This is a genomic window from Porphyromonas sp. oral taxon 278 str. W7784 (assembly GCF_000467855.2).
Classification (GTDB): domain Bacteria; phylum Bacteroidota; class Bacteroidia; order Bacteroidales; family Porphyromonadaceae; genus Porphyromonas.
Genome location: NZ_KI259230.1, coordinates 87,872 through 98,775 on the forward strand (window position 1 = coordinate 87,872; position 10,904 = coordinate 98,775).

6 protein-coding genes are annotated in these 10,904 nt (G+C 53.5%); 5 read left to right on the forward strand and 1 reads right to left on the reverse strand.

The features are described from left to right. Positions 1-397: 397 nt before the first annotated feature. On the reverse strand, positions 398-1,717 hold the full coding sequence (murF, locus tag HMPREF1556_RS03445; RefSeq protein WP_044125217.1) for a UDP-N-acetylmuramoyl-tripeptide--D-alanyl-D-alanine ligase: 1,320 nt from the start codon (positions 1,715-1,717) through the stop codon (positions 398-400). 800 nt (positions 1,718-2,517) lie between these two features. On the opposite strand from murF, the gene HMPREF1556_RS03450 reads away from it, so the two are divergent. From HMPREF1556_RS03450 to HMPREF1556_RS03470, 5 genes are all read left to right on the forward strand, one after another. Continuing rightward, the gene (locus tag HMPREF1556_RS03450) at positions 2,518-5,505 is read left to right on the forward strand and encodes a SusC/RagA family TonB-linked outer membrane protein (protein ID WP_369795590.1); all 2,988 of its coding nucleotides are present in this window, start codon (positions 2,518-2,520) and stop codon (positions 5,503-5,505) included. A 29-nt stretch (positions 5,506-5,534) separates the two neighbouring features. Continuing rightward, positions 5,535-7,079: a SusD/RagB family nutrient-binding outer membrane lipoprotein gene (locus HMPREF1556_RS03455; RefSeq protein WP_044125218.1), complete on the forward strand. Its 1,545-nt coding sequence runs from the start codon at positions 5,535-5,537 to the stop codon at positions 7,077-7,079. Positions 7,080-7,103: 24 nt separating this feature from the next. After that, positions 7,104-8,261: a glycoside hydrolase family 18 gene (locus HMPREF1556_RS03460; RefSeq protein WP_021666867.1), complete on the forward strand. Its 1,158-nt coding sequence runs from the start codon at positions 7,104-7,106 to the stop codon at positions 8,259-8,261. A 9-nt stretch (positions 8,262-8,270) separates the two neighbouring features. Further along, a complete protein-coding gene (locus HMPREF1556_RS03465; protein ID WP_021666868.1) occupies positions 8,271-9,488 on the forward strand; it encodes a DUF1735 and LamG domain-containing protein in 1,218 nt (405 codons plus the stop codon). An 80-nt stretch (positions 9,489-9,568) separates the two neighbouring features. Then, positions 9,569-10,609, forward strand: coding sequence for a discoidin domain-containing protein (locus HMPREF1556_RS03470; protein ID WP_021666869.1), 1,041 nt, complete (start codon positions 9,569-9,571; stop codon positions 10,607-10,609). Positions 10,610-10,904 lie beyond the last annotated feature (295 nt).

Sequence of the window (10,904 nt, forward strand, 5' to 3'; positions counted from 1 at the left end):
CTCCCTGAGCGCTGTCTCAGAGGGCTCTCCAGAGGGGGATCAAATACCGGGGGGACACTGAGGTGAAACCCTATGAGTTGTTACAAAATATAAATCCTTATCTTTGTAGTAGAGAGAAGTAAGAAAACAGAGCCACGTTGTCGATTGGGAAACTCATCGTACATAGTTGAAAACCGAGACAACCCTCTCCTCCAATGGCGGGCTACAACAGGCGCTTCGGTGTCTGTTCGCCTTGGGCGATACAGTAGATTACAAAGGGGGCGAGGTCCTCAAATCCTGTTTTTCGGAGTTTTCACTTAATCCGCTCGTGGCTCCTCATAGAGAAGGTCACTCACCTAGCCGAATCAAGGCTGGTGAGTGACCTTCTTCTTTGTATAGCCTGCTCGGGAGAGGTGGGCTAGAGGTAGGGGAGGAGCTTGCCGAGATGGATGCTATTCGACCCCTTGACGAGGATTAAGCTCTTGGTGATCGGGTGCGCTTCGATGTGGGCGATGAGCTCCTCGACATTGGGGTAGACTTGGGGCTGGTCTCCTAGCTCTTCCCGCCAGTGTGGTCCGCAGAGATAGATCTCGATCGGGGGCGTGGTGGTAGAGGAGAGCTTCTGGTAGAGCTCTTGGTGCGCCTCGTGGCTGGAGGCGCCAAGCTCATTCATGTCGCCGAGGATGACGATGCGTGGTCGGAGAGCGGGCTCGATAGCGAGGAAGTTGGAGAGTGCCGTGCGCATGCTCGAGGGATTGGCATTGTAGGCGTCGGCGATGATCTGATTGCCCCGCTCGGAGTGAATGAGCTGAGAGCGACTGTTGCTAGGGCAGTAGCTGGTGAGCGCCTCGTCGATCTTGTCGGAGGGTACATCGAAGTAGAGCCCGATAGCGATGGCAGCAAGGGCATTGGCCAGATTGTAGTCGCCGACGAGCTGGGTCTGTACCTCCCGAGCGCTCATCTCGAGGATGGGGCAGGACCAGGAGAAGTGGAGGAAGAGGCTCTCTCCCGTGCTGGGCGAAGCGACTCCCTGAACGTAGGCCTTGGGGCTCGACCCGTAGCTGATGCGCTCCGTCCCGAGGCTCATCTGGCGAAGCACCTCGTCCTCCTCGTGGTAGAAGAGGATACCATCCCGGGCACGTACGCTGTCGTAGAGCTCGCCCTTGGTGCGACGGACGCCCTCGAGCGAACCGAAGCCTTCGAGATGCGCCTGCCCGATGTTGGTGATCAAGCCATAGTTGGGCTGGGCGATAGCGCATAGCTCAGCGATGTCGCCCGGCTTGCTCGCTCCCATCTCGATGAGGGCTAGCTGATGCTCCGGGGTCAGGCGAAGGAGCGTGAGGGGGACGCCGATGTGATTGTTCAGATTCCCCTCGGTGTAGAGCAAGCGATAGCTCTGGGAGAGGACGGCGGCGGTCAGTTCCTTGGTCGTCGTCTTGCCGTTGGTCCCTGTGATAGCGATCACGGGGATGCCAAGCGCTCGGCGGTGATGAGCAGCTAGTAGCTGGAGGGCCTCGAGGGCGTCGGGTACGAGGATGGTGCGCTCGTTGATCAGCTGGTCAGCTTCGTCGATGATCGCATAGGCGGCTCCAGCCTCGAGGGCGGCACCCGCATATTTATTCCCATCGAAGTTCGCCCCACGCAGGGCGAAAAAGAGGCATCCCTCAGGGAGCTTGCGTGTATCGGTGCTTACGATGGGGTGGCTGAGGTAGAGCTTATAGAGGTCTTCTATCGTGATCATAGGTCGTCAAAGTGGAGCTCGGGAGATCGCTCTCGGATGAGGCGCTGTCGAGCTCGAAGACAAAGGTACGACATACCTATTATTATACCGCACGAAGCACGGTGCGAACCCCATGGAAAAAGAGCCCCTCGCAGAAGGGGCTTTTTGCGACCTACGGTAGGTCGCTGAAAAAACCTACTGTAGGTCGCATCGACGACCTACCGTGCATCGGTACGCCGACCTACCGTAGGTTTTTTTTCAGGTGAATCGAAGGGTGCTTTTTCCCGGCTCGGAAGACCCCGTCGGAAATCCACTCCGGGGAGGGGGAAATAGCCTCCCTAGCGGAGCTTCAAATAGTAGGGTGCTTCCTAAAATATTTAATTAAATCAGAGCAAGATAGGTGGTTGGTTTCCCAAAGAATTTAATTATTATCTTTGCCTCAAGATTGTTTGGAACGGTAATGGATGGACCTTGGCGTCACGTCTGATTTTCTCCCTCGGATGGTGCTCCCATGCCCCCTCAGGAGATCCGATGATCGGCTGAGCGTATACATATAATATATATATCCGCTTGCCCCTCGTCTACGAGTCAATGCCACTAATACTTATCCATGGTGAAATACGAAACTATGATAAAATACCCCTCTCAGCTCTCCTCGGGTGCGTCGCCTCGTGTCGGTGCACTACAGTGGGGGCTATCCTCCCCCCTGAAAGCAAGTGACCTCCCAGTGAGGACGCCCAAGCGTGCCCTGCTGGGATCTTGTTGACGAAATACCATTCTTTTAATTTTTAAATATGAAGAAAGTACTTTTACTTCTCATGAGCCTCTTCCTCTGTATCGCTACGGCGATGGCACAGGGCAAGAGCATCAGTGGGGTCGTGCTCGACGCCACGAATCATGAGCCCGTGATCGGAGCTTCGGTTCTGGTCAAGGGTGTGCCTGGTCAAGGAGCTTCTACCGATATCAACGGTAAGTTCACCTTGAAAAACGTCAAGGCGGGTGCTGTCCTCGTCGTATCCTCCATCGGGTACGCTAAGAAGGAAGTCCCTGTCGGTAACCAGACCGAGCTGAAGATCGAGCTCGCCAGCGAAGACAATCAGCTGGAGTCGGTCGTCGTCACGGCTCTTGGTATCAAGCGCTCGCAGAAGGCGCTGAGCTACAACGTCCAGGAGGTCAAGAACGACGCTCTGACTACGGTCAAGGATGCCAACTTCATGAATAGCCTCAATGGTAAGGTCGCTGGGGTGAATATCAACGCTTCCTCCTCGGGTATCGGGGGTGCTACGCGTGTCGTCATGCGTGGGCCAAAGTCAATGAACCAGAGCAACCAAGCACTCTACGTCATCGACGGTATCCCCATCATCAATACCAACGGTGGTGAGACAGGTGGTCGCTACTCCGCTCAGCCTAAGGGTGAAGGGATCTCCGACATCAACCCTGACGATATCGAGTCGATCTCCGTACTTAGTGGTCCTGCCGCTGCTGCTCTCTACGGGGCAAGCGCTGCTCAGGGGGTGATCATGATCACCACGAAGAAGGGTAAGGAAGGGCGTGTACAGGTCATGCTCTCCAATAGCTCATCCTTCTCTCGTCCCTTCATCATGCCTCGCTTCCAGAATGAGTTCATCAACTCTCCTGGAGACGTGAAGAGCTGGGGCGCTCAGACGCCTTCTCCCTACGGGAACTACAACCCTGCAGACTTCTTCAACACGGGGTCTAATATCCAGAACACTGCTTCGCTCACCATCGGGAATGCGAAGAATCAGACTTACCTCTCTCTGGGTACGACCAACGCTGCAGGGATCATCCCCAACAGCAAGTACGATCGCTACAACTTCAGCTTCCGTAACACGACGAACTTCCTCGACGATAAGTTGACGCTGGACTTCGGCTTCAACTACATCAAGCAGGGTGACCAGAATCTCATCGCTCAGGGGGAATATGGTAATCCCATCGTACCGCTCTACCTCTTCCCACGTGGTGAGAACTTCGACGGTGTCCGTACCTTCGAAGTCTACGACCCTGTACGTAAGATCAATGTGCAGAACTGGCACTACGGGGATGCCTACTCCATGCAGAACCCCTACTGGGTAGCTAAGCGTATGCTAGCCATCGGCAACAAGGATCGCTACATGGTCAACGGCTCACTCAAGTGGAAGATCAACGACTGGATCGACATCACCGGCCGTGCTCGTGCTGACGTGATCAATAGCTTCGACGAAAATAAGCGCTATGCTTCGACAGCTAACCTCTTCACAGGGTCTCCCTACGGATACTACTCCTACAGCAAGGGCAATAACACCTCGCTCTACGGAGATATCATGGCGAACATCAACAAGCGCATCGAAGACTTCTCTGTCGCTGCCAACCTTGGTGTCTCTACCAACCGCTCTTACCTTGATACACGAGGCTTCCGTGGCGGTCTCCGCTCCCTCTCCAATGTCTTCGATCCTAACCAGATCGACTATGGACAGCCTACCGCTGGTAATGCTCCTATCTTCGACCACACGGCTCACGTGACGAACTCTGCATTCGCTAGTGTCGAAGCCGGCTGGAAGAGCATGCTCTTCCTTACCCTCACGGGTCGTGAAGACTGGGACTCTGCCCTTGCTCACACTACGGGTAACCCCTTCTTCTATCCCTCTGTCGGTCTCTCGGGTGTCATCTCTCAGATGGCTAAGATGCCTAAGTGGGTCAACTACCTCAAGACTCGTGTCTCCTGGGCTAAGGTAGGGTCACCTATCCCTGCTCAGATCTCATCTCCTTACCGCTACAAGTATGACCCTGCTACGCAGAGCTACTCTACGGTGACCTATAAATTCCCTAGCGACTTCAAGCCTGAGCTGACCTACTCTTGGGAAGCTGGGTTGACGGGTAAGTTCTTCCGCAACCGACTCAGTGTAGAAGCTACTATCTACCAGTCCAACACGAAGAACCAGACCTTCCGTATGCCTCTCTCCTCTGCCTCCAACGGCTACAACGAAGAGTACATCCAGGCGGGTGATGTCCGCAACCGCGGTATCGAACTCGCTATCGGCTGGACGAGCAAGTTCGGTCAGCTGGAGTGGACCACTACGGGTACCTTCAGTGCTAACCAGAACCGCATCGTCGAGCTCATCCCAGGCCGTAAGGATCCTATCTCTAAGGGCGGTCTGAAGGGTGCTGAGATCTACCTCCGTAAGGGTGGCTCTATGGGTGACGTCTATGTCAATACCGACGTAAAGCGTACGCCTGAAGGGTATCCTGAAGTCTCTGCTGATGGTAAGCTCAGCCCTACGACACTCGACAACCCTGTCTACAAGGGATCTGTCCTTCCCGATGCTAATCTGGGTTGGGTCAATGAGTTCAACTGGAAGGGTCTGAACGTAGGCTTCATGTTCTCTGCTCGTATCGGTGGTATCGTCCTCTCTCAGACGCAGGCGATCCTCGACGAGTATGGTGTCTCTAAGGCTTCTGCAGATGCACGCAAGGCTGGTGGTGTAGCCGTCGGCAATGGTCGTGTCGATGCTCAGGGCTACTACTCCATCGTCGGTGGTGCTAACCCCGTCTGGTCTCAGTATATTTACGATGCTACGAACGTACGCCTTCAGGAAGCTCACGTCTCCTACCTTATCCCTAAGAAGCTTCTTGGTAATAAGGTTAACCTCTCTCTTGGTCTGACGGCTCGTAATCTCCTGATGATCTACAATAAGGCTCCATTTGACCCTGAGCTGACTGCTTCTACTGGGACTTACTACCAGGGCTTCGACTACTTCATGCAGCCTAGCCTTCGTAACCTAGGTTTCACCGTGAAGCTCCAGTTCTAAGCTAGCTCACTCTTATCCACATGTATCTTATGAAGATCAATCATATTGCCAAGGGCCTTAGCCTCGCTGCTCTCGCCCTTACTCTAGGCTCCTGCACGAGTGGCTTCGAGGAAATCAACCGTCCTGGAGGGAACCTCGATAAGGGTACTCTGCAGCGTGATAACTACAGCATCTCCTCGTTCCTCATCCAACTGCAGAACCGTGCTTTCCCTGAGCAGGAGAACTGGTTCCAGACGAACTTCGACCTCATCGGGAACTATCTAGGTCGCTACTTCACGTATGCGAATGATGGCTTTAGTTCTAAGAACTTCACCATCTTCAATGCGCCTAACAACTGGCTTGCATGGCCAAACGATATAGTCTTGGTCCCAACGAAGAGTGCCTTCTCTGAGATCGAAGGTCTGTCAGAAAAGGGTGACCTGAACTACAACTGGGCGCTCATCATGCGAGCTCAGGCTTTCCTTGCCCTCACCGACAAGTATGGTCCTATGCCTTTCGGCCTAGACCCTAAGAATCCTGCAGGATACAATACTCAGGAGGATATCTACAAGTCTCTAGTGAATGACCTCACCACCGCTAGCAAGGTGCTCAAGGCTTACACACTGGCTAACCCTGGTGCGAAGGTCCATGAGGCTGCTGACAAGATCTATGGTGGCGACTTCACCAAGTGGGCTAAGTTCGCTAACTCCCTCAAGCTACGTATCGCCATCCGTATGCGCTATGTCGCACCAGAGCTCGCTCAGCAGTATGCTAAGGAAGCTCTTACCGAAGGGGTCATCGAATCTTCTGCTGACAATTGCGCCATCACCTACATCCCTCGTGGTCTCTATAAGACCTCAGTTGAGTGGGGAGACTCGCGCGCTTGCGCCGACATCGACTCGTACATGAATGGGTACGACGACCCTCGTATCTCTGCTTACTTCGCTGAGCCTGATACTAAGGCTGATCGTAAGCTCGTCGGCTGTCTAGCTGGTGCTAATGTCAAGAATAAGGCTGCTGCAGATAAGCTCTATTCAGCAGCTGCTGTCACGAAGAATTCTCCTAGCGTATGGCTTTCGGCTGCAGAGATGTGGTTCTGCCGTGCTGAGGGGGCTCTGGCTGGCTGGTCTGGTATGGGTGGCTCAGTCAAGGAGCTCTATGAGCGTGGTGTCAAGGAGTCCTTCACTCAGTGGGGTGCTTCTGGTGTAGATGCTTACCTCCAGAGCGAAAGAACACCTGCTGACTACAAGGATGCCGTCGGTGGCTACGGTAAGGATATGCCTGCTGTGAGCACCATCACTCCTAAGTGGGATGATGATGCTACTGCCGATGTCAAGCTAGAGCGCCTCATCACCCAGAAGTGGCTGGCTCTCTTCCCCAACGGGCAGGAAGCGTGGAGCGAAATCCGTCGTACGGGTTATCCTAAGGTATTCGCTCTCCCTGTGGCGACCAGTGGCTACACCATCCACGTAGCTAATCGTATCCCCTACGATGTCAATGAGCGTACTCGTAACCAGGCTAACTACAGTGCCGCTCTTACTCTCCTCGGAGGGCCAGACGACTATGCTACGAAGCTCTGGTGGCAGAAGAAGTAATCTCCCTAGCTAACGAACTAAGAAATGAAGATTAAGAATATCCTAGCGGTATCTGCAGTCGCTCTGCTCGGTCTGTCCTCTTGTAGCAAGTGGACGGATATAGAGATCCAGCATCCAATGGATCTGACCAAGCCTGCACATACTGAGGAGTACTACAAGGCACTCCGTGACTATAAGAACTCTGATCACCAGATCGCCTTCGCTTACTACAGCGCTTGGACAGGGGTCGGTACGAACATGCAGAGCTCTCTGATGGGGCTCCCTGACTCGGTAGACCTCGTCTCCCTCTGGGGGGGCTGGAAGAACCCTACCGAAGCTCAGCTCAAGGACCTTCGCCTAGCACAAGAGAAGAAGGGGTTGAAGGCTATGATCTGCTTCCTCGTCCTTGATATGGGGAATGGTATTACACCAGATCCTACCGATGCTGAGAAGGCAGCCCTCAAGGAGGGGGAAAAGTGGGCGCACAAGTACTGGGGCTGGAGCTCTGAGAATACAGAGGCTGGTAAGGCCGCTCGCCGTGCTGCTGTTGTCAAGTATGCTAATGCTATCTGTGATCTCATTGATAAGTATGGTTATGACGGCTTTGATATCGATGCTGAGCCTAGCTACAGTCATCCCTTCAATACGGACTATGAGCTATGGCGTACGGATAGAGAGAATGGCGTACCTACGCTCATGACGCTCTTCATCGAGACCCTCGGTAAGCGTATCGGCCCAATGGCTGAATCCGAGGCTGGACGTAAGAAGGTCCTTGCGGTAGATGGTCAGCCTGACGCTCTGCCAGCTACGCATGCCAAGTACTTCAACTATTTCATCATCCAGGCTTATGGTGATAGAGTCGGCTATCAGAATGCTCACTTCCAGGGAATGCTATCTGCCTACAAGGATGTCCTACCTGTCGAAGATATCTGTAAGAAGAGCATCTTCGTCGTGAACTTCGAGTCGGGTGCTACCCGTGGTGGTGAAGCAGGTCTGGGCCAGATCCTGAACTTTGCTCTCCAGAACCCTGTCGTCAATGGTGTCACCTATCGCAAGGGCGGTGTCGGAGCCTTCCGTGTCGACCTCGAGTATGCTGTCAGCACTCCTGAAGTCGTCAATGGTATCGATATGTCCCCTGTCAAGGGGCTCTCTTATCCTTGGTGGCGTCGTGCTATCCAGCTGATGAACCCAACCATTAAGTAGTCGCATAACATGAAGATCAATAAATCTATCCTGGGAGTCGTAGCTATGGCTACGCTCCTCGGGGCTTGTAACGACAGAGAACTCAAGGAGCTCTCTAACCAAGCCTATATCGCCCAGACAGGGACGCAAGCTGGTCGCCTAGGATCACTTCAGCTCGGTGATAGCGAAGTATCGACGGATATCAATGTCCGTCTATCCAACCCTCAGGACAAGGATCAGAGCTATTCCCTAGAGCTTAGTTCGGAAGCACTAGAGCAGTACAACAAGCTGAATGGGACTTCCTTTGTGATGCTCCCTGCAGAGCAGGTGAAGCTCTCTACTGCTAATGTTGTAGTCAAGGCAGGAGCAGTCTTCTCCGAAGCTGTGAAGGTCTCGCTTCAGCCTCTTAGCAAAGAGCAGATGGACTCGGGTAAGAAGTTCGCGATCGCTTTCAAGCTCAAGTCTGCTGGTGCTTCGGCTGCTGTCCTCAAGGGTGCCGATACCTATGTCTATGCGATCAAGACGATCACTTCGGCTAACGCTCCTATCCTAGGTACCTACAAGGGTAAGTACTACAAGGCTATCGCTCGTGGTATCGCTCCTGTAGAGCTCCAGCGCTTCACTGTCGAGATGCGTGTCAATATCAATGGCCTTAATAGAAACAACCAAGCACTCTTCGGTGCATGGGCTCCAGGCTCTGAGATCTACATGCGCTTCGGTGACGCTAATCCTCCCTATGACTACCTGAACATCAAGTTCGGTGAAGGAGGTCAGATAGACCGTACCTTCGAAGGCGCTAAGACCAACACGTGGTATCACATCGCTCTGGTCTTCGACGGCTCTCAGGCTACGCTCTATGTCAACGGTAGTAAGATCACCAGCACGGACAAGCCTGCAGGTCGAGTCTTCAAGCTCAAGGATGCGATCCATGTCGCAGGCTCTGGAGCATCTTACTTCGTCAATGCTTGTATCTTCAGCGAACTCCGTATCTGGAATACAGCTCGTACGCTTGAGCAGATCCGTGACAACGAGTATACAGTCGATCCTACTACCCCAGGTCTCCTCCACTACTGGAAGATGAACGAAGGTAAGGGAGGCACGTTCGCCAACTCCGTAGCTGGTGCTCCTGCCCTCAATGTCTACGACGAATCCTACGATGTAGATCATCCAGAGAATAGCACCATCCAGACTCCTGTTTGGGTCTCGAATGTTCGCTCTGACGGTAAGGGTACAGTCAAGGTCCCCTAATCTTAATATCGGTGATACGACACAGCCCTCCACTTCGGAGGGGGGCTGTGTACGATCCCTCTAATAGCTTTGAAGTTTATATGCAAAAGACTCTATCCATAGCTTGCGCAGCACTCTTCCTGGGCCTGACGGCTTGTCAGAAGAGCTTTGATCTGGATACGCCTCTCCATGATAAGGCTAAGGTCCAGACTGCTGAATCTGTAGCTTATATCAAGACGGGAGACTTTGATCTGTCCAAGTCCTTGAAGAACCCTCTTCAGGTCAATCTCCAAGGGACGACACTCACCAAGTGGGCCGATCAAGAGCGCTATGTCTACCTCTCCAAGCCTGTCGCTCAGGACGTGACGGTCACTGTCGCTATCGCTACCTCTGAGGCCTCAGCTGCTTCGTACGTTGCCTCCCACCCAGGCTACCGTGTCGCTCCCGAAGGCTATGCTAAGCTTTCCGCTACGACCGTGACGATCCCTAAGGGGCAGACGAAGAGCTCTGCAGCTATCACTGTCAGCCCAGGGGATAAGTACGATGAGATCTCGAAGCAGAATGCGAGTGCAGAGCACTTCGTGATCCCTGTGCAGGTCACTGCTGTAGCAGGCGCATCGTCCGTCGGCGTCAGCCAGGACTATGGCACCTACTTCATCCCAGTGAAGAAGAGCTACCAAAATGTAGGCTTCTTCACGCGTGATCCTCAGGGTACGATGCTGACCTCTGCGGATATTACCTACGATGTCTCCTCCGAGCTCTCTTGGGGCACCTATACCTACAGCAAGGACGCTCTCTATGATGGCGACCCCTCCAACGAATGGTATGCCGCCTACTCAGATACAGCTCCTTGGGTCACGGGTATCCTCAAGAACGGCACGAAGAAGTTCAACTACATCCTCTTCAAGGGAACATCTGGTTTGATGGAGGCCTTCAGAGAGATTGAGATCTTTACGACTCAGGATGGTACGACCTGGACTTCTCAGGGTGTCCTCCCTGCTAACTACCTCAATCAGGAAAGTTCTGTTGTTGTCCGCTTCTTCTCTCCAGTTGAAGCTAAAGGTGTGAAGATCGCAGGTGTCAACGCTGTTGGATCAGGATACTTTGGTATCGGTGAGCTGAACTTCTTCTCAGAGAACTAAGCCCACCTTTCTCCTCTAGCGATAAGGCCCGTACATGTAGCCGAGATGGCATGCATGTACGGGCCTTCGCTATAGATCCACCTGAGTATTCCCGAATCAATTCAAGGGGGCGACTGCACCAGACAGAGGTGCGGTCGCCCTCTTGTTTTGTCTGTGAGGTTCTCCTCGGATTAAAGAGGCTTTCTCGCTGGTGCATCTAGCCCACGGCAGACGGGGAAAGATGAGGGTTGGGAGAGGGGAGTGCTGAAGGGGTAAAAAGGGATCCACGGTAGGTCGCGGGTGCGACCTACCGTGG